Annotated in this window: 21 protein-coding genes, 1 other RNA gene and 2 pseudogenes; 23 read left to right on the top strand and 1 reads right to left on the bottom strand. The window is 38.5% G+C overall.

From position 1 onward, the window contains the following. Nucleotides 1–151: 151 nt before the first annotated feature. The 5 genes and pseudogenes from ACEN4N_RS01800 to ACEN4N_RS01820 all read left to right on the top strand — a co-directional run. Entirely contained in the window at nucleotides 152–736 is a 585-nt protein-coding gene (locus ACEN4N_RS01800; RefSeq protein WP_407090614.1) for a uracil-DNA glycosylase family protein, read from the top strand. Between the two features lie 41 nt (nucleotides 737–777). Beyond that, nucleotides 778–871: signal recognition particle sRNA small type (gene ffs, locus ACEN4N_RS01805), an RNA gene on the top strand. A gap of 188 nt (nucleotides 872–1,059) precedes the next feature. After that, nucleotides 1,060–1,239, top strand: coding sequence for a hypothetical protein (locus tag ACEN4N_RS01810; protein ID WP_138403906.1), 180 nt, complete (start codon nucleotides 1,060–1,062; stop codon nucleotides 1,237–1,239). After that, nucleotides 1,239–1,424 (top strand): 2-keto-3-deoxygluconate permease, encoded by a 186-nt coding sequence (locus tag ACEN4N_RS01815; RefSeq protein WP_268951492.1) that lies wholly within the window; start codon nucleotides 1,239–1,241, stop codon nucleotides 1,422–1,424. Before ACEN4N_RS01810 ends, ACEN4N_RS01815 begins: the two co-directional genes overlap by 1 nt. Nucleotides 1,425–1,494: 70 nt before the next feature. After that, nucleotides 1,495–1,707: pseudogene (locus ACEN4N_RS01820) on the top strand (2-keto-3-deoxygluconate permease); the annotation flags it as partial. Between the two features lie 37 nt (nucleotides 1,708–1,744). Here the strand turns inward: ACEN4N_RS01820 and ACEN4N_RS01825 are convergent. Continuing rightward, nucleotides 1,745–2,680, bottom strand: coding sequence for a LysR family transcriptional regulator (locus ACEN4N_RS01825; protein WP_138403903.1), 936 nt, complete (start codon nucleotides 2,678–2,680; stop codon nucleotides 1,745–1,747). A 178-nt stretch (nucleotides 2,681–2,858) separates the two neighbouring features. On the opposite strand from ACEN4N_RS01825, the gene ACEN4N_RS01830 reads away from it, so the two are divergent. From ACEN4N_RS01830 to ACEN4N_RS01915, 18 genes and pseudogenes are all read left to right on the top strand, one after another. Next, nucleotides 2,859–3,458 (top strand): NADPH-dependent FMN reductase, encoded by a 600-nt coding sequence (locus tag ACEN4N_RS01830; RefSeq protein ID WP_407093573.1) that lies wholly within the window; start codon nucleotides 2,859–2,861, stop codon nucleotides 3,456–3,458. A 24-nt stretch (nucleotides 3,459–3,482) separates the two neighbouring features. Beyond that, the gene (locus tag ACEN4N_RS01835) at nucleotides 3,483–5,900 is read left to right on the top strand and encodes a flavocytochrome c (RefSeq protein WP_138403901.1); all 2,418 of its coding nucleotides are present in this window, start codon (nucleotides 3,483–3,485) and stop codon (nucleotides 5,898–5,900) included. Nucleotides 5,901–6,141: 241 nt separating this feature from the next. After that, nucleotides 6,142–6,327 carry an HIT domain-containing protein gene (locus tag ACEN4N_RS01840; RefSeq protein ID WP_328590763.1) on the top strand — a complete coding sequence of 62 codons (186 nt, stop codon included), beginning with the start codon at nucleotides 6,142–6,144 and terminating at the stop codon, nucleotides 6,325–6,327. 242 nt (nucleotides 6,328–6,569) lie between these two features. After that, on the top strand, nucleotides 6,570–8,474 hold the full coding sequence (locus ACEN4N_RS01845; protein WP_407093574.1) for a M13 family metallopeptidase: 1,905 nt from the start codon (nucleotides 6,570–6,572) through the stop codon (nucleotides 8,472–8,474). A gap of 118 nt (nucleotides 8,475–8,592) precedes the next feature. After that, the gene (gene dnaX / locus ACEN4N_RS01850) at nucleotides 8,593–10,731 is read left to right on the top strand and encodes a DNA polymerase III subunit gamma/tau (protein ID WP_407090327.1); all 2,139 of its coding nucleotides are present in this window, start codon (nucleotides 8,593–8,595) and stop codon (nucleotides 10,729–10,731) included. A gap of 23 nt (nucleotides 10,732–10,754) precedes the next feature. After that, complete coding sequence (locus ACEN4N_RS01855; RefSeq protein ID WP_407090326.1) at nucleotides 10,755–11,303, top strand: ECF transporter S component; 549 nt, start codon at nucleotides 10,755–10,757, stop codon at nucleotides 11,301–11,303. A gap of 437 nt (nucleotides 11,304–11,740) precedes the next feature. After that, nucleotides 11,741–12,046, top strand: coding sequence for a YbaB/EbfC family nucleoid-associated protein (locus ACEN4N_RS01860; RefSeq protein ID WP_407090331.1), 306 nt, complete (start codon nucleotides 11,741–11,743; stop codon nucleotides 12,044–12,046). An 18-nt stretch (nucleotides 12,047–12,064) separates the two neighbouring features. Then, nucleotides 12,065–12,661, top strand: coding sequence for a recombination mediator RecR (recR, locus tag ACEN4N_RS01865; protein ID WP_138403897.1), 597 nt, complete (start codon nucleotides 12,065–12,067; stop codon nucleotides 12,659–12,661). An 18-nt stretch (nucleotides 12,662–12,679) separates the two neighbouring features. Further along, entirely contained in the window at nucleotides 12,680–13,315 is a 636-nt protein-coding gene (tmk, locus tag ACEN4N_RS01870; protein ID WP_407090325.1) for a dTMP kinase, read from the top strand. A gap of 13 nt (nucleotides 13,316–13,328) precedes the next feature. Continuing rightward, entirely contained in the window at nucleotides 13,329–13,658 is a 330-nt protein-coding gene (locus ACEN4N_RS01875) for a cyclic-di-AMP receptor (RefSeq protein WP_338486704.1), read from the top strand. A gap of 15 nt (nucleotides 13,659–13,673) precedes the next feature. Further along, nucleotides 13,674–14,633 carry a hypothetical protein gene (locus tag ACEN4N_RS01880; protein WP_407090324.1) on the top strand — a complete coding sequence of 320 codons (960 nt, stop codon included), beginning with the start codon at nucleotides 13,674–13,676 and terminating at the stop codon, nucleotides 14,631–14,633. A gap of 31 nt (nucleotides 14,634–14,664) precedes the next feature. Continuing rightward, nucleotides 14,665–15,024, top strand: a complete 360-nt coding sequence (locus ACEN4N_RS01885) for an initiation control protein YabA (RefSeq protein ID WP_338486702.1) — start codon at nucleotides 14,665–14,667, stop codon at nucleotides 15,022–15,024. Between the two features lie 25 nt (nucleotides 15,025–15,049). Then, nucleotides 15,050–15,811 (top strand): tRNA1(Val) (adenine(37)-N6)-methyltransferase, encoded by a 762-nt coding sequence (locus ACEN4N_RS01890; protein ID WP_407090323.1) that lies wholly within the window; start codon nucleotides 15,050–15,052, stop codon nucleotides 15,809–15,811. Continuing rightward, nucleotides 15,801–16,145 (top strand): GIY-YIG nuclease family protein, encoded by a 345-nt coding sequence (locus ACEN4N_RS01895; protein ID WP_138403891.1) that lies wholly within the window; start codon nucleotides 15,801–15,803, stop codon nucleotides 16,143–16,145. Before ACEN4N_RS01890 ends, ACEN4N_RS01895 begins: the two co-directional genes overlap by 11 nt. A gap of 7 nt (nucleotides 16,146–16,152) precedes the next feature. Beyond that, on the top strand, nucleotides 16,153–17,022 hold the full coding sequence (gene rsmI, locus ACEN4N_RS01900) for a 16S rRNA (cytidine(1402)-2'-O)-methyltransferase (RefSeq protein WP_407090322.1): 870 nt from the start codon (nucleotides 16,153–16,155) through the stop codon (nucleotides 17,020–17,022). 77 nt (nucleotides 17,023–17,099) lie between these two features. Beyond that, nucleotides 17,100–18,059 carry a YdcF family protein gene (locus ACEN4N_RS01905; protein ID WP_407090321.1) on the top strand — a complete coding sequence of 320 codons (960 nt, stop codon included), beginning with the start codon at nucleotides 17,100–17,102 and terminating at the stop codon, nucleotides 18,057–18,059. Between the two features lie 14 nt (nucleotides 18,060–18,073). After that, the gene (locus tag ACEN4N_RS01910) at nucleotides 18,074–18,628 is read left to right on the top strand and encodes a DNA-3-methyladenine glycosylase I (protein ID WP_407090320.1); all 555 of its coding nucleotides are present in this window, start codon (nucleotides 18,074–18,076) and stop codon (nucleotides 18,626–18,628) included. A 176-nt stretch (nucleotides 18,629–18,804) separates the two neighbouring features. Continuing rightward, a pseudogene (locus tag ACEN4N_RS01915) lies at nucleotides 18,805–20,123 on the top strand (IS1380 family transposase). Nucleotides 20,124–20,214 lie beyond the last annotated feature (91 nt).

Below are 20,214 nucleotides of genomic sequence, written 5' to 3' on the forward strand. Positions count from 1 at the left end.
TTGATAACTACCTAATTGTTGATAAATTGAAGCATTAATCACATATTTTAATAGAAATTACCCTATAATGATAGGATTTGGGGCTGTATTTTTAACATAAAGTAAATTGTGGACAACTTGTTAATTAAATGGAAGGATGACAAACAGTATGATGGATAAGATCTATCAAGAAATCATGGAAGATGAATTGAATCGAGCCTATACTGAACGCGGGGTACCACCTTTATTCAAAGCGCCGAAAGAAGCAACAATGGCGATTATTGGCCAAGCACCAGGACGTAAAGCGGAAGAAACGCAATTATTCTGGAATGATCCCAGTGGGGACCGTTTGCGGGAATGGATGGGACTGACTCGTGAACAGTTCTATGAATCAAATAAAATTGCTCAGCTACCTATGGACTTTTATTATCCAGGTAAGGCTAAGACTGGGGATGTTCCGCCTAGAAAAGAGTTTGCACCGAAATGGCATCCACGTATCATCGATGAGTTACCAAATCTGAAGACAATTCTGTTGATTGGAAATTACTCACAAAAGCATTATCTTAAAAAAACACGTCAACGAAATTTAACAGAGACTGTTCGCCATTATGAAGATTACTTGCCAGAGTTCTTCCCACTAGTACATCCATCGCCTTTGAATCAGCGCTGGTTAAAGATTAATCCGTGGTTTGAAGAAGAGGTTATTCCAGTCCTTCGTAAATTAGTGCAGGAAGAAATATTAGAAATCGATAATTAATGCTAAAAAGATTTTGCATTCGAGTGTCTTTTATGCTATTATAAGTGTTGGCAATAGTGGAACCATGAATGAGTCAGGACCGGAAGGTAGCAGCTATAAGTGGTGAAGCTATGTGCCTTTTTTTTGTGCAATTATTTAAATGAAAGAACGCTTGTAAATCCAAGCGTTCTATTTTTTATTACTAAAACACATTTGACCTTTCAAACTAGACTATATCAAGATTATCCTTTAACAATAGTATATATTGAACATAATTAAATAATATCAAATAGGGGATGATAAGATGTTGAAGTCGATCAATAAGCTTCTTTTCAGGGACAGGTATGAAGCTTGGTGCTTTAAAGAAAGTAATCAAAAATCATGGTGTGCTATTACTTGCGCACTTCATTGTTGCGATTGGAAGTATTAATCCTGCGGTTTATTTAGCCTTAGTTAATGATTTTGGAAAAGAGAAAGACAAGACAGTCTTTGGTATTACCTCTTTGTTTGCCGAATACCATTAGTGCCGGTATTTATCTATAGTTTATCGTATGCTGATGGATGTGAATGGATGTTACTCGTTTCAACGCTGATTCCAGTGATTTTAGGAATAATACTTGGACATATCGTACAAGGGTTCCGTAAAATTTTCGGGACAGGAGTTGCAGCTTTACTACTTTTATTAGGATGGAATATTGGACAAGGTTAAAATTTAATTGAAGCTACGCAGTCCGGTTTAGTGGGATTACTATTTAGTTAACCTATACCAACTCTCACTTGACACAAAAGTATTGAAAAATAATGGAGTTGCCTCGCTTTCAAAGATGTCAGCAGCTGGAGCCTCGGTCAGAACGCCCACTGTTATAGGGGCAATGAAACCCGTGCTTATGGAATATGTCCTAAATGCGACCGCAAAACTACTAACAGTCGTGGTCGTTACAAGTCTCATGACACCGATTATTGTAAAAAGATATAAAGAAAATAACTTATAAAAAATCGTTAGATTCATCGATGAATCTAACGATTTTTTTATACAATCAAATGCGTCTGCACGTTCGTAATGAATCTATTTAAGAAATCATGATGTAAATCAGTTAAGTATAGTCGTGAAGAGTAAGCGATAAAAAAATCAACCGACATTAAGTCGAGGGAGATGGGATATAAATTATATTCTAAATCTTCCTGTAAAGTAGGCAAAGCACTTTCTGGGATAAAAGCAACGCCCGAACCGTGCTCTGCAAATTTTGAAACAGTATAAATATTTGTGGACTCTAAGACAATGTTAGGCGTGATACTATAGCGTTTTAAAAGGCGGTCAATTTGACGGCGAATTGCAGATCCACTTGATGTTAGCACCAAGTCTTGGCTTAATAATTTATCAATCGCAATTGTATTCGAGCTCAATTCAACAGAGCCACTGATATATAAATCCGAACTAGGTGGAATCACAGCATAATACCGATGGGTTCCACAAAGATGTGTTATCAACGAAGGGGAGACTGTCTCTGGATTTTGACCAATATAGAAATCAATCTCTTGATTCATTGCTTTCGCTTCACTGTTACTTGGTAAATCTTCTAGAATCGTTAACGTGACTTCGGGATGTGCTTGAACAAATTTTGGTAAAGTAATCGGTAAGATAAAGGTTGCGAGACTAGACAAGACACCAATACTGAGAGAAATGGGAGAATCTTCATTGTATTGAATTAACGTGTTTTTCAATTGATTTAATTCGGCATCTGAATTTTCCAAATATTGATAATACACTTTTCCTGCTTCAGTTAATTGTAGCTGAGGGCTTTTTCTATTAATGATTTCGGTGCCTAAGTCATCTTCGATTTTCTTAATAATTTGAGTGAGATAAGGTTGAGAAATGTACAGATCTTTGGCTGCTTTAGTGAATGAATTATGTTTGAGTAGCACATCAATGTATTGCAAGATATCTTGATAATTATTCAAAGTCATATGTTACACTTCTTTCTTATTGCTTTTTACTTATGATACCATAACTAAATAAATATTTCACAAATAGGTCATTAATATTTATTATATAGGTATAAAGTATTGAAGTTCATGAGCTAAATTTTTTACAATATCATGCTCATTTTGCCACATGCACAATGAATAGAAAGGGATTTTAAAGATGAAATTGATAGGAATTGTAGGTACAAACTCAGATCAGTCGACAAACCGCCAATTATTACAATATATTCAAAAGCATTTTAATTCACAAGCGGATATTGAACTCTGTGAAATTAAAGATTTCCCTGCTTTTAATGAACCTAAAGAAAGAATTGCTCCAAAAGGCATTCAAGAAATATCAGATAAAATACTCGCCGCAGACGGCGTTATTATTAGTACCCCAGAATATGATCACACGATTACAGCTGCATTGAAAAGCTTACTAGAGTGGCTTTCATATACAACTCAGCCTTTATTAAACAAACCAGTGTTAATTACAGGAGCTTCCCTAGGCTCACTTGGGTCGTCACGAGCGCAAGCACATTTACGTCAGATTCTAGATGCGCCTGAACTTAAAGCGCGTATTATGCCGAGTTCTGAATTCCTATTAGGTCGTTCTAGCCAAGCTTTTGATGAGGAAGGTAATTTAAAAGACCAAACAAAAGTTGAAGAATTAGAAGAAGTTTTTGAAGAATTCGTCGAGTTTGTTGAAATAACAAATAAGTTATTAGAATCATCGTCTAAAATCAGAAAGAGTCAAATGTCATTTACTTGGAAATAATTAAGATATAGGAGGTAATTAATTATGAAATTTGTTGGAATTGTTGGAACAAACGCTGAGTTTTCTTATAACAGAATGTTACTTCATTATATGAAGGGACATTTTACTGATGTTGACATTGAAGTACTAGAAATTGATAAAGTGCCAATGTTTAACCAATCAGATGATCAAACAGACAGTGAAGTGATTCAAGAGTTAAACCAAAAAATTATGGAAGCTGATGGGGTCATTATTGCGACACCTGAACATAATCACTCGATTCCATCTGCGTTAAAAAGTACTTTAGAATGGCTATCTTTCAAAGTGCACCCGTTCGATGGTAAACCTGTGATGATTGTCGGTGCATCTTATGATGTTCAAGGATCGTCACGTTCGCAACTTCATTTACGCCAAGTCCTTGACGCACCAGGTGTGAATGCGACAGTAATGCCGGGAAGTGAATTTCTACTAGGACGTGTGCATGAAGTCTTTGATGAAAACGAGCAATTAAAAGATGAAGGAACCATTAAATTCTTAGAAAGTTGCTTCAAAAAATTCGTCCGCTTTACTGATGTGGCGAACTTATTGAATATTCCTGAAGAAATCGAATTTATACCAGGGGAATACTCAGTAACAACACCTGGGCATAATGGTGATTTACCAATGGTGGTTCGCTTATCAAAGAACCGTATTGAAGCGATTGAAATTGATACTGAAGGCGAGTCAGCAGGAATTGCGGATGTTGTATTCACACGTATTCCAGAAGAAATTCTAGACGGTCAAACGTTAAACGTTGACGTTATTTCTGGCGCAACAGTGACAAGTAAAGGGGTTATTGATGGAGTAGCTACTGCGGTTGAATTAGCTGGAGCAGATGCAGAAGTTATGAGAAAACGTCGTCGAGTAACGCAACAACCTCAAGAAGAACCACTTGAAATCACAACTGACGTGGTTGTTATTGGTGGTGGGGGAGCGGGATTAAGTGCAGCCGCAAGTACACTTCAAGAAAGCAAAAAAGTAACATTGCTTGAAAAATTCCCATCGATTGGTGGTAACACAGTTAGAACGGGTGGACCAATGAATGCGGCCAACCCTGTCTGGCAAAATGGGATGACAGCTTTAGCCGGTGAAGATACAACGTTAAAAGGCATTCTTGAGCTGGATGAAGCAGAAATCCACGAGGAATACCGTGAAGACTTTAATATGCTTAAAGAACAAATTCAAGACTATTTCAACCAAGTTGATGGGAAAGAAGAATTTTTATTTGATTCAACTTTATGGCATCGAATTCAAACATATCTAGGTGGTAAACGACATGACCTAGAAGGCAATGAAGCTTACGGAAACTATGATTTAGTGAAGACGTTAACGGATAATGTCTTAGACTCAGTTCACTGGTTAGAAGATATCGGGGTTGAATTCGATAAAGAGAATGTCCAAATGCCAGTGGGAGCGAACTGGAGAAGAGGTCACAAACCGAAAGAGAATGAAGGATTTGCTTATGTTGATGCCCTTCAGAAATACGTACTTGCTCACGATGGAGAGATTATAACAGATACGTCAGTGGAAGAATTAATCGTTGAAGACGGTAAAGTTGTCGGCTTAATTGCTAATGGACCCAACAAGCGCAAAGTTATCGTTCATGCAGACTCAGTCGTTCTTGCTTCAGGTGGATTTGGTTCAAACACGAAGATGCTTCAAAAATATAATACATATTGGGCTGAGATTGCGGATGATATTAAAACATCGAATTCACCTGCTATTACGGGTGACGGTATTCGTTTAGGTGAGAGTGTTGGCGCAGATTTAGTTGATATGGGTTATATTCAAATGTTACCAACAACCGATCCAAATACTGGAGCGCTATTCTCAGGGCTACAAGTGCCTCCTGCAAACTTTATTATGGTGAACCAAGAAGGTAAACGATTCGTTAACGAATATGGAAGTCGAGATGAGTTATCTAAAGCAGCAATCGATAACGGTGGACTATTCTACTTAATCGCAGATGAGAACATCAAAGGTACTGCCATGAATACCAATGATGAGAAGATTGAGAAAGAAGTCGAGCAAGGCGTTTTATTCCGAGCAGATACACTTGAAGAATTAGCTGAGATGATTGGTATGGAGCCATCGGTATTAGTTGATACAATTCATAAATATAATTCGTATGTAGATGTCGGGGAAGATCCAGAGTTTCATAAAGGAGCATTTGAATATAAAGTTGAGAAAGCACCATTCTATGCAACACCAAGAAAACCTGCGGTCCATCATACAATGGGTGGATTAAAAATCGACTCAAATACACATGTATTGACTAAAGACGGCGATATTATTCCGGGTCTATATGCTACCGGTGAAGTTGCGGGCGGAATTCATGCCGGAAACCGTCTTGGTGGGAATGCATTATCGGATATCTTTACGTTCGGGCGCATTGCTGGTAAGAATGCCTCACATTTAGCATAAAGCACTGAGTTTCAAAATATTTTACTTCAGAGTAGGATGTTTGTTAAATCTTCAATATACTAGTGTGGAATAAGAATATGGAGGTATGTTACATGGTTTGGATCCAAATTGCGGTTATTGTCAAAAAGGTGAATGATTAGATGAGTTTGGCTATCTTGTAGGTGAGCTGGAAACGTCATTGGTTATTATTTTCCGTGAGCAAAGTCACCCAGGTCGTACCATTGTTGCGTAAAAAGATCACGTGAGTGAAATGGTCGATATTACAGACGAAGAGCGAAATAACTACTTTGCTGATATATCTAAAGTTGCTAAAGCAATGTATAAACTTTTTCCACCAGATAAAATTTACTATGGTGTTTACGGCGACAGTGGTTCGCATCTTCACTTCCATGTTGTACCTAAATATGAAGGCGAATTTGAGTGGTGAACACGCTTTGCGATGAATCAAGGTGAAACATTCCTCGATGAAGAAGCATACGAGAAGATGGCTTCTGATCTTCGTAAAGAATTAGAAATTTAATGATATTTTATGAGGTTAGATGCTGACATTCTGTCGATTGTCTTGGCTCATGTTTTATGGGAAAATATTAGCAAGTGTGAGCGTCACTTCACTCTAGCTTAATATAAAAGTGCTATAATAGACTAAATATTCAAATAGGAGTGAAACGAATGGCAATAGACAAAGAACTCATTAAAGATGATTTATATCAAGCGGTCAACGGAGAATGGCTTGAAACGGCTGTAATTCCAGATGACAAATCGTCAACCGGAGGCTTTATGAATCTGCGTGATGGCGTAGAGGAATTATTAATGACTGATCTGGAAAAGATGGTTGCTGGAGAAATTGAATTAACAAACGGTGAACAAGTTGAAATGCTTAAGTATTACAAACAAGCGATGGATTTCGACAAACGCAATGCGCTTGGGGAGACACCTGTTCAACCGTTACTAGAAAAGTTAAAAGCTTTAGAATCTATTCAAGACTTGCAGACACTTGCACCAGAGTGGGCACGTTACAGCTTACCTTTACCTTTCTCATTAGGCATTGGGCCGGATATGAAAGATACATCCACATACATCTTAGGTTTATCTGTGCCGGGTACGATTTTACCAGATACAACATATTACCAAGAAGGTAATGAAGCGGGAGAGCGCTTGTTAGTGGTGTATAAAGATATGAGTCAAAAGGTTCTTGAATTAATGGGATTTGAGTCAGTTGAAGCTGCAAACTTAGTTGAACAAGCAGTTGAGTTCGATGCTTTATTTATTCCACATATGAAAAGTTCGGAAGAATTAGCGGATTATACGATTACATACAACCCACGTACAGCAGAGGAGATCAAAAACTACTCACAAGACTTTGACTTCTTAGCTTTATTCAAAGAACTTATCGGTCAAGATATTGATAAAGCCATTGTTTCTGAGCCAGATTTTTTTGAAGCTTTCCATGGCATTGTTAATAATGAACAGATTGAATTACTCAGAGCGTGGATGATTGTGAATTTAGCCAACAGCCAAACTACAATGTTATCTGAAGAGATTCGTCAAGCGGGAAGTCTATATCAATTGGCTTTGTCGGGAAGTCCTAAGACACAAAGTGCCGAAAAGCATGCTTATTATTTTGCAATTAATACGTTTAGTCAAGTAGTTGGAGGTTATTACGGCAAGAAATACTTTGGAGAGAAAGCTCGTCAAGACGTGCGCGAGATGGTTGAAGCGATGATCCAAGTCTATCAAAATCGTTTGAAAGCAAATACGTGGCTGACACCGGAAACGATTGACCTAGCGATTAAGAAATTGGATGCGTTGGATATTTTTGTTGGATACCCTGATACATATCCAGCGATTTTCACTCAGTTAAAAGTTGATGAAGATGCGAGTTTTTATGCAAATACTGCGACCTTTACTCGTCAGTTTAATGAACGTGATTTTGCACGTTGGAATACGGAAGTAGACCGTACTGAATGGGGCATGAGTGCTGCAACTGTGAATGCTTACTTCCATCCGAACCACAATTTAATTTGTTTTCCTGCTGCGATTTTACAAGCGCCGTTCTATAATGTGAATCAATCTCGTAGTGAAAATTACGGAGGAATTGGGGCAGTGATTGCTCATGAGGTGTCGCATGCGTTTGATAATAATGGAGCAAAATTTGACGCACAAGGAAATATGAATAATTGGTGGACAGAAGCAGATCTGGAAGCCTTTGATCAAAGAGCGCAAGCGATGATTAAGCAATGGGATGGCATTGAATTTGCGGGTGGAAAAGTAAACGGTAAATTGACTGTCTCAGAAAATATCGCCGATGGCGGTGGCTTAACTGCAGCGCTAGAAGCAACAAAACAAGAAGATGATGCGAACTTAGCAGAATTCTTTATGAACTGGGCGCGTATTTGGAGCTTGAAAGCCCGTCCTGAGTACCAACAACTACTTCTTTCGATTGATGTTCACTCGCCAGCAGAATTACGTGCGAACATCCAAGTGCGTAATATGGATGAGTTTTATGAAACATTTGATGTTAAAGAAGGCGACAAAATGTATTTTGCACCAGAAGACCGCGTTGTAATATGGTAAGATTATATTAGCAAGAGATGACTTCCCTTATGACTGTGAAATATATTTTATTTCATAGTCATGAAGGGTATTTTTGTTTATAATGAGTAGACTATGAACATGTGGAAGGGGAAAATAAATGAGTTATCAAGCACTTTACCGGGTTTGGCGCCCGCAAACATTTGACGAGATGGTTGGACAACCCATTATTAAAGAAACACTAAAAAATGCCATCAAATCGATTCATATTAGTCACGCTTATTTATTCACTGGACCGCGTGGAACAGGTAAGACCAGTGCTGCTAAGATTCTAGCAAAAGCGATTAACTGTCCGAACCAAACGGATGGAAACCCATGTAATAACTGTGACATGTGTCGCTTAATTACCGAAGGTCAGTTAGGTGATGTGGTTGAAATTGATGCCGCGTCAAATAATGGGGTAGATGAAATCCGTGAATTACGTGAGAACGTTCGCTATGCAGCTAGCCAAGCTCGTTATAAAGTATATATTATTGATGAGGTTCATATGCTTACGACAGCAGCCTTTAATGCTCTGTTGAAGACATTGGAAGAACCGCCTGAGCAAGTGGTATTTATCCTAGCGACGACCGAAGCCCATAAGATTCCAGCTACAATCCTGTCGCGTACGCAACGATTTGACTTCCAACTTTATACAGATCAAGAGTTAATTGGAAGAATGGAAGAGATTCTTAACCATGACAACATCGACTATGACGAAGAAGCTTTAGCAATCATTGCGCGTTCAGCTAATGGTGGAATGCGTGACACCGTAAGTTTACTTGACCAAGCGATTTCTTTTAATACGGAAGAAGTGACTGTTGAAACCGCACTTGAGGTGTCAGGAAGCTTAAACCAAATGGCTTTATTAAACTATATTCAAACGGTTTACCGTCAAAATATTGAAGAGGCCTTAGAAATCGTCAATGACCAACTACAAAAAGGGAAACAAGCGGCCCGCTTTATTGATGAAGTAATCTTATTCAGTCGTGATATGTTACTAACTTTACATATTAAGCAAAACCAAACACTCCTTAGCGAGCAAGAAATTCAACCTTTACGTGAAGAAGTTCCCGCAAATTTCTATTATATACTCATTGATACATTGAATGAAACACAAGGAAAAATGCGTTTTAGTACCTCACCAAACTTATATATTGAAGTGATGACGATTCAATTAGCCCAAACGGATAAAAAACAATTGGTGAGCGGTAGGCAACAAGCTAATACTGCTAGCGCACCCAATGAAGCAGTTAATGGCGCTTTAATGGATACAGTGCGTCAGTTGGAAGAAAAACTTGCGGCCTTGTCCCAACAAGTGCAAAGTCAGGATAAATTAATTCGTGCTTACTTAGAGAACCAGCCGACTAATCAAGGTGTCCAACCGATTAATCAAGAAGGTAACGGGGAACTGACTAATGATGCGAAGCCAGTGGCCGAAGAAGCACCGAAAGTCCCACGTAAACGACCCGCTCGCCAACAAGCGCGCTATAAATTGAGATTAAATCATGTATACCGTGTATTGAATACCGCGACACATCAACATATTCGTTTGATGAAAGAGCATTGGCCAGCGGTCTTAGGTGAATTGTCACCTCAACAACGAGCAAAATTCTTTGAAACAGAACCTTTAGCAGCCGGTGAAGGCAGTGCCTTAATTAGCTTTCCGAATCCAGCCTATGCTGGAGACGTTCAACACGACCATGAACTAATGAAGTTCATTGAAGAAACTGTCGAGCAAAAAACTGGCATGTCAATGAAAATCATACTCATCTTAGCAAGTGAATGGGCGGATGTCCGTAAGAACTATGCGATGTTACGTAAGAAAAATAACGGCGCACCGATTCCAATTGAAGAAGATGAAACTGACGACGTAGAAGAAACCGTCGAAGTCGAGACAATAGCTGAAAGTGAAGTGCCAGATAACCAAACTGATACAGAGGAAGTCGTTGACGAGCAAGCAACATCTACTCAAGAAGTGTCTGAAAAGACACAAGAAACGCCTGTTAGAGAAGAGAGTCAGGAAGCTCCAGCAAAAGAGCTCCAAGAATCAAATCATTCGATGGATTCACTTGAAGCGTCTTTGCCGAATTCGACGAGAAGTATTGATGACATCTTCTCGCAAGAAGGATCACCCAGTCATCGCACTAGGGAATTAGATAATAATGAACCCGAAGAAGAGGAAGGACCCCCTGAGATTGTGAGCAAAGCCATCGAATTGTTCGGTGAAGAGAATGTAAATATTTATTATGATCGTTAAAGATATGAGAGGAGGTATTGAATATGAATAATAAAAAGATTGATACAAGAGATTTAACTCAGATGGCTACGTATGCTGCCTTAATTGTCTTGGCAATTTATATGATTCGAATCCCAATGCCATCAGCAATTAGCAATACGTTTGTCCATCCAGGGAACGCCTTAGTGATATTAGCTATATTGTTTATGGGCTTTAAAAAGGGAACCATCGCCGCTTTACTTGGCTTAGCGATTTTTGATATTACGTCCGGTTATTTACCAGTCGTACTTTTCACCTTAATTGAGAACTTTATCGTTCTATTAGTGGTAGAATGCATCTTTCGTTACGTGTTTCATTACGATAACCGAATGCGAAACATTATCACACTAGGTATTGTCGGAGCAGTGACTAAGATTGTGGTGATATTTTTCAAATATATCATCCAACAATTGATGTTAGGTTCAATCCTTGGTGGCGCAGTGGCTAGCGCGATTTCAGCACTGCCAGCTTCTTTATTTACTGGCGTTGTCACAGCTATTCTAGTCCCGTTACTATATTGGCCAATAAAGCCGGTCTTTAACCGTTTTAAATAAAATACTTAAATAAAACCCGTTTAGTTTAGGCCTTGTCAATATCTGACAAGAAATAAGCTAAATGGTTTTTTTAGTATAGTATTTTGAAAATTATAGCAATAATATTGTTAATCTAGGAATAAGGGAAGCCTTTATAGATTATTATATGAAAAATGCCGTTGGTAGTCCGAAAAATATCAGATTATGTTATAATAGAGCTAAGCATTTAAGCTTATTTTGTTTGTGCAAAAATGACAGAATGATGCATAAAAAGAAAGATAAGATGAATCGTTTGACGAGCGGATGAAATCATTGGCTCTACCGCACTAACATAAGTGAGATAAACATTATATTAGTATATATAATGAACAAAATTAAAAGTGAGAGGCCGAGTGAGCGAATATTTAAGTAAAATATTGCTCGCCCAGAAAGCACAAAAAGGAGATATATTTATGAAAATGGGAAACATGCAAGGTATGATGCAAAAAATGCAAAAGATGCAAAAAGATATGGAGAAAGAACAAAAAGCGATTGAAACGTCAATTTTTGAAGCATCTGATAACAATAAATTAGTAACAGTTAAAGTAACTGGAGCAAAACGTATCGTTGAATTAGAAATCAAAGAAGATTTAGTGGATCCAGAAGATATCGATATGTTACAAGACTTAGTCATTGTGACTGTGAACGATGCTTTAGCACAAGTTGATAAAGCAACTGAACAACGTTTAGGGAAATTCACTCAAGGATTAAACTTACCGTTTTAGTAGAAAGTAGGAGACTGTATGCAATATCCAGCGCCGATTGCGAAGTTGATTAATTCCTTTACGAAATTACCAGGGATTGGAGCAAAGTCAGCCGCAAGACATGCTTTCTATGTGCTTGATATGAACGAAGCAGATGTTTTGGAATTTGCACAAAACTTAATTAACGCAAAGCGTGACTTAACGCATTGCAGTATTTGTGGAAATATTACAGACTCTGATCCATGTATTGTATGTACGGATGAAAGTCGTGACCGTAGCCAAGTGCTTGTTGTAGAAGATACTAGAGATGTCATGTCAATGGAACGAATGCAAGAATTCCGTGGCCTGTACCATGTGTTAGGTGGCGTTTTGTCACCGATGGAAGGAACAGGGCCAGAGGATTTAAATATCCCAAGTTTAATTAAACGACTTGAGGATGAGACAATTAAAGAAGTGATTATAGCGACCAATGCTACCGCTGAAGGTGAAGCGACGGCGATGTACTTATCACGCTTAATCAAACCTGCCGGGATTAAAGTAACACGTCTGGCCCACGGCTTATCTGTAGGTAGTGATATTGAATACGCAGATGAAATGACTTTATTTAGAGCCATTGAAGGTAGGCGTGAGTTATAAATGAGTTGGAGTGTAGAGATGACTAAAGGAAAATTTATCTCACTTGAAGGACCTGATGGCTCAGGTAAGACAAGTGTAGTAAGAACACTAAAAGAAATGTTAGAGGCATCTGGGTACGATGTATTAACAACGAGAGAACCTGGTGGGAGCCCCATTGCGGAACGTATCCGAGAAGTGATTCTAGATGTGGATAATACCGCTATGGATGCAAGAACAGAGGCTTTACTATTCGCTGCGAGTCGTCGTCAACATTTAATAGAGACGATTTTACCAGCCTTAGAAAAAGGCCAAATCGTTATTACAGACCGATTTGTAGATAGCTCTATTGCATATCAAGGCATTGCGCGAGGCATTCCAGTTGAAGATATTTGGGCGATTAACAAATTTGGGATTGAAGACCATATGCCTGATTTAACATTGCTCATTGATGTCTCAGCAGAAGTTGGTTTGGAGCGTATTTATAAAGCCCAAGGCCAACGTCAATTTGACCGCTTAGATCAAGAGAGTATTGATTTCCACCAAATGGTGCGAGAAGCTTTCTTGAATTTTGAAAAAGAGAATGAACGAATTATATTAGTGAGCGGCAACCAAAGTGTTGAAGAGGTTGCACAAGAGTGTATCGCAATATTAAAAGACAAGGAACTTATAGATTGAGAGGAGGATCATCATGAAATTAGTCATTGCAATTGTACAAGACCAGGATGAAGCTGTATTAGGAAATGCGTTTCGTGAGGCCAATATTTCCGCTACTAAATTAAGTAGTACAGGTGGATTTTTAAAACACGGAAATACGACCTTTTTAGTTGGAGTGGAAGACGATAACGTTGATAAAGTCTTAGATATTATTCGCGATTGTTCAGAGCAAAGAGATCAAGTCGTTGCTTACCCAGCGAACTTAGATATGAACTTAGACGTCGCAACGTCATTTCCGATGAAAGTTGAAGTAGGTGGAGCGATTGTATTCGTATTACCAATTGATAGTTTCTACCGATTCTAGTCTAGAGGTGTCTATATGGGGCAATTAAGTCATTATTTTTATGAATTAATTCACCAAAACCGACTCGTGCATGGCTATGTATTTACGGGTGATGATTATGAAAGTAAAGAGCATGTCTCAACCGAACTGATTAAAGCATTAGGTTGTTTGAATAAGGATGAGGTAGGTCAACCTTGTGGCGTATGTGAACATTGTCAAAAGGCACAAAATCATCAATTAGCTGACGTCGTTTCAATTCAACCGGACGGGCAATCCATTCGAGTGAATCAAATTCGTGAACTGAAAGAATGGTTATCAACCAGTCCGATTGAAAGTAACTTCAAGTTAGCAATCATTGAAAGTGCTGAAACAATGAACCCTTCGAGTGCGAATGCCTTACTGACCTTTTTAGAAGAACCTGTTGAAGGAGTTTACTTAGTTCTTTATACTCAAGACAAAAGTAATCTGCTGCCAACGATTCAATCCCGTGTTCAAAGTGTTCACTTTCCAAGAGCGAATGTAAGTGATCGAGTAGCTTACTATATTGAAACTGGGGTATCCGAGGCGCATGCCCGTATTTTCGCAAAGATGTCTTCGGAAACTGCCCAAAGACTTGTGAGCGATTATGAAGAAGCAGACGTAACGAATTGGTTTAAATCGTTGAATTATTTTTATTCAACACTGGCTCATCGGAATCTTCATGCAGTGATCTTAGTTCAAACCCAACTAAAAAACTCCTTGAGTGTTCAACAGGCTTTAGACGGTATGGATTATTTATTAATCTTAAATCATAGTATGTTGAGAATATTGTCAAATACTGAAATAGAGAATTTAACCCAAGCTTATTTTATTAACGAAGTGATTAAAACGAAACAACCGTCGCTAGCACATATTTTAGAATTAAATGATTTGATTCTTGAGACGAAACAACGATTACAGGCAAATGTTGCGCCTCAGTTAGCTACGGAACGCCTTGCTATCTTAGCAAGTCAATAATATATACGAAGAAGAGAGGGTGTGCCAAACAATGAGAGACAAAAATAATTACTTAGAAATGTTTGATGAAGCAGAGACACATTTGCTTCAGTTAAGTGATACAGTGGCACAGCTGAGAGAAGTCATTGACAACTTAGTTGAGGAAAACAATAAACTACGTATGAGTAACAATGATTTGAAAAGTCTGTTAATTAAATTTCAAACAGACGCTCAAGAAGACGTGACTGAAGGGGAAGAGGATAGTCAGACAAGTAGTGGGCGTGAGAGTCTTCTAGGCTTTTATAACGAAGGGATTCATGTGTGTCATGAGTTTTTTGGATCACGTCGTTCTTCTAATGAGCAATGTCTGTTCTGTCAGGAAATTCTAGAACGCTTAGGAAATCGTTCATAACATACATTTTTGAGGAGGCTTGTTCATGGATGTTCAAAATAAATCTCAACTCGTTCATTCAACTGAACGAGTTGATTCATTTTTAGGTGGAAAGTTAGGTATTATTCAAAGTACAGAGTATTTTACTTTATCAGTGGATGCTTTATTGCTAGCAAACTTCATTAAATTACCTAAAGGAAATAAATTTAAATACTTGGATTTTTGTAGTGGCAATGGGGTCATCCCACTACTTCTGTCCCATCGAACAGAGGCACCATTAAACGGTATTGAACTGCAGGAACCTTTAGTAGATATGGCAAGACGCAGTGCGAAGTGGAATGGTAAAGAGGACCAAATTACCTTTGTTCAAGGAGATATTAATGATCTTAAACATACACAAGGGCAATTATATGACATTATTAGTTGTAATCCACCGTACTTTCTAGCAGAAAGTAGTAATGCGACCCACCGTTTGACAAGTCATGCTTTAGCGCGTCATGAATTGATGCTGACGATGGAACAATGGGTCAAAAAGGCAAGTCAAATTATGCGAGAAAAAGGTAAGTTATTTATCGTTCACCGTCCGAGCCGTTTGGATGATTTAATCGAAACATTGCTAAATCACCATTTCAGTATTCACCGTATTCAGTTTATTCATCCGAAGAAAGACATGAATGCGAATGGTGTCTTAATTGAAGCGATATATCGTGGAGGACGTCGCGGTGTGAAGATTGAACCGGTAATTGTTGTTCATGAAGATAACAATGAATATACACCGATATTGATGGCGATGTATAATGGCGAGTAAACAGGCATATTATTTCTACGTCTTATTCTGTCAAGACGGCACGCTATACGGAGGTTATACCGTTGACTTAGCTAACCGCTTGGCTACCCATAATGCGGGTAAGGGAGCGAAATATACCCGTGTTCGCAAACGACTTCCGGTTCGCATGATCTATGCGGAACGTTGGGAGAGCAAGTCGTTAGCAATGAGTGCTGAAGCAAAATTTAAACGATTAACCCGCCCCCAAAAGGAAAAATACTTAAAAGAGCATGGACAAGCAGATGTTAGAAGCCAACAACTTGTCTTTGTAAATAAATTTACCGATAATAAAGACGAAGAGCCAATAGAGGAGTAGGATCAGTGTGCAACAACATAGTTTCCAACAACAAGACGCAGGAATATTATATTTAGTGCCAACACCGATTGGTAATTTGGAAGATATGACGTTTAGGGCCGTCAATATCTTAAAAGAGGCTGATATTGTCCTAGCTGAAGATACAAGAAATACGATTAAGTTATTAAATCATTTTGATATTCAAGCGAATTTACGTAGTTTTCATGAACATTCACGCAGTCATGAAGTCACAGCTTGGGTTAATGAATTACATGAAGGTAAGACAATTGCCTTAGTCAGTGATGCCGGAATGCCTTTAATTAATGATCCTGGGCAACCTCTAGTTCAAGCTTGTCTGGAAGAGGATTTGACAGTTGTGGCGTTACCAGGAGCGAATGCGGCTTTAACTGCCCTAGTTGCTTCAGGTTTACCAAGTGAACAGTTTACTTATTACGGCTTTTTCCCACGAGGGAAGGCAGATCAAAAAGCGGCTTTAGAAATTGTCGGGCAAAGAGATGAGACGGCGATTTTTTATGAATCACCTTACCGGATTAAACAAGCTGTATCGCAAGTTGTGACGCATTTAGGAGAAGACACGCAGGTTGTCATCGCGCGTGAACTAACAAAACGTTATGAAGAATACATTCGCGCGAGTGCAGCGGAAGTGAGTGAACATCTTAAAGACCGTGAACTTAAAGGGGAATGCGTCCTCTTAATCGAAGGTGGCTCTGTGAAAACAGCCATAGACGAAGCGGTATCGAATTTACCTTATAAAGAACACGTGGAATTAATGATGACCACCAAAGGGATTCAAGCGAAAGACGCCATTAAAGAAGTTGCAAAAATTCGTGAAGTTAAAAAGCAAATTGTTTATAATGATTATCATAACTTAACTTAAAAATATTCAGAGGGGGGAAAAGAGTGCTATTGTATGGAATTGCCATTGTGTTTTTGGTGCTATTTCTCCTCTCTTTTTTGACGAATTATTCTTGGCTCCAACCGTCTGCCTTCGCTTTGTACGGTTTAAATAGCTTCTTAATGGGCTTGGTTTTACAAAGTAATTGGACACCTGTCTTTATGTTTCGATATTTTTTATATATTATTAGTGGCTTTTTCATTGCGGCAGTGCCCTTTGTCTTATTACTGATTGCGATCTTAGCAATTAATCAGACCGTCCGGCAACCTTCACCGAAGATTTCCAGGACGATTTTTAATCTTATCCTAGCTTTTACCTTGCTTGTCTTTGTCGGGGCAACGATTTGGGCAATGTTACGCTTGAATGATATACAAATCCAAGAAATTATTGGCATTTATATTTACTTATCGATTTACTTTGTAGGGACGTTTCTGTGCTATATTACGCTAAATTTTGCGATTAGTTTGTGGTCGAGAGGGAAGCAAGCAACGATTTTACTAGTCTTAGGAAGTCAGTTAGATGACATAGATAATGTGACGAATGTCTTGAGACGACGGTTAGACGAGGCAATTCAAATGTATTATAGACAGAAGAGCCGAACTCATTCAAAAATCACAATTATTGTTACCGGCGGTCCTCAGCATCAGTCAACGTATTCAGAAGCTGAGGGGATGGAGAATTATTTAATTCAAAAAGGAATCCCAGCCGAAGATATCTTATTAGAACCACGAGCGAAAAATACGGATGAAAACTTTAAATTCGCCAATGAGCTAATTAAAGAACATCGCCTGTCCGGGAAAGTGGTGGTCATTACGAGCCGCTTTCACTTGATGCGGTCGACCTATATTGCGCGCCAAAGTCACTTTAAAGCCTACTATCAAGGCGCAGGTACACCATCGTATTTATGGCCATTCTCAATTATTCGTGAATATATAGCTTATATTTTACTTACTAGCGAGCTGAACTACGCCTTTATCATCATATTAATTGCGATTGGCTTGTTCGATATTTTAAATTAAGGAGAGTGGACAAAATGACTGAAATCAAACGCTGTGAATGGATTGCGGACAAACCAGATTATTATGTGGAATACCATGACCATATCTGGGGAGTGCCGGAACATGACGATCAATTGTTATTTCAATGGTTAATATTGGAAAGCTTTCATGTCGGCTTGTCCTGGCAACTCGTCTTATCCAAAAAAGAGAACTTTATAAACGCCTTTGATCACTTTGACTATGAAAAAGTTGCTGAATACGGTGAAGAAGATATTGAACGCTTAGCGAACGACGCAGGAATTATTCGCCACAAAGGGAAGATAAAAGCGGCGATTGCGAATGCACGAGCTTTTATGAAAGTTCAAGAAGAGTTTGGCACATTTGATGCTTACATCTGGGGCTTTGTTTCAGGTGAGCAAGTCGTGAGTCAATTAGATGAGGAACGGCCTACTCAAAGCCCCTTAAGTGATGCAGTGACAAAAGATATGAAGAAACGCGGGTTTAAATTTATTGGCAGTGTCACAATTTACTCATACCTTCAAGCTATTGGGATTATCAATGACCACGATTTAGCTTGTAATTTTCGTTAAAATTATCAAACAGACTAATTTAACCTGAATAATTCATAGTTTTTCTAAAAAGCTATGTTAACGTTGACTTTATCACTTTTATATTTGTTTGCTTCAGCACCCATTAGGTGATGTAAAAAGAACCCCTTTCTGATATGGTTAGTTCATTACAACAACAACAGAAAGGGGCTCTCTCAATGGATACTTTACAAGAAACAGTAGCAAAATTCAATAATAATTTACATGTCTCTCATACAGGTGGTCGTTTATCCAGTGATTCTGGATTGGTGCTCGTCGACGAATTGATGGATGCATTCCAATTCACTAAATATTCTGAAAATATAGTGACGTTTGATGAGGGGCGTAAGTACTGGACCCATACGATTGATAAGATTTTAAAGCAGCTCGTTTTACAGATTATAGCCGGTTATGACACAGATTCAGCGGCAAATATTTTACAAGCTGATCCAGTCTTACAAACACTGGCATCTGATGAGCCGTTTGCTTCTCAATCGTCTATCTCCCGATTCTTTGATCGCATAACGAAAAAAACAATTCGTAGTTTACAGGTCTTCAATCAAAAATTAATTGATAAGGCACGGTTAGTCCGCAATGACATCAATATGATTATCGATTTAGATTCAACACATTCGGATACTTTCGGCAATCAAGAACAAACTGCCTACAACGCCCATTATGGAACGAATGGTTACCACCCTTTGGTGGCCTTTGACGGGCTGACCGGAGACTTTTTGAAAGCAAAACTTCGGTCAGGAAATCAATATACTTCCAATGGAGTCAAGAGTTTCTTGAACCTTTATTGGAACATTATAACCAAGCGGTGCCTACGACAGATATCCTCGTTTGTGGGGATAGTGGATTCGCAACCCCAGCTATTTATGATTTATGTGAGTTGTACGAAAATCAGTATGTCATTCGGTTAAAAAGCAATCGAAACTTGACTCGTTTAGCTGAAGAATTTGTGTACTATGATAATAATCATCCATGGGATGAAAAAGAAGTTTACTATCAGAATGTGCCTTATCAAGCCGCTTCATGGACAAAACCTCGCCGGGTCTGTGTCCGATCAACACGAGAAGTCGGCGAATTACTTTTTCGCCATGCCTTTATTGTCACGAACTTCTCAAAAAACGTCTCTGCCAAACGAGTGTTTGAAACTTACAACAAGCGTGGTACGATGGAAAATTATATTAAAGAAGCAAAAAACAGTTTCTTTTTTGATAAGACGGATAATCCTGAATTCCTTGAAAATGAAGCACGTATGATGATTAGCCTACTGGCTTACAACATCGTTAACTTCTTACGCACCATCTGTTTTGATTTAAAATGGAAAGGACTACGAGTAAACACGATTCGCCTTCGATTGTTTAAAGTGGCGGGAAAACTGGTCACTACTGCCAGGCGAATGTATTTAAAATTATCAAGTTCGCATGTTTATCAGCGAGAGTTTTATGCTGTGTTCAGGCAAATCCAAAGGATTCGGCAATATATTTAAAAAGCTATTATTTAAAAAAACAAATAAGGGTGTCAAGGGTGAAGTGCGCCCAAAATCTGGTTGGTTAAAATTAATTCATGTTTTTCAGCAC

The organism is Ruoffia sp. FAM 20857, from assembly GCF_045528645.1.
GTDB lineage: Bacteria > Bacillota > Bacilli > Lactobacillales > Aerococcaceae > Ruoffia > Ruoffia halotolerans.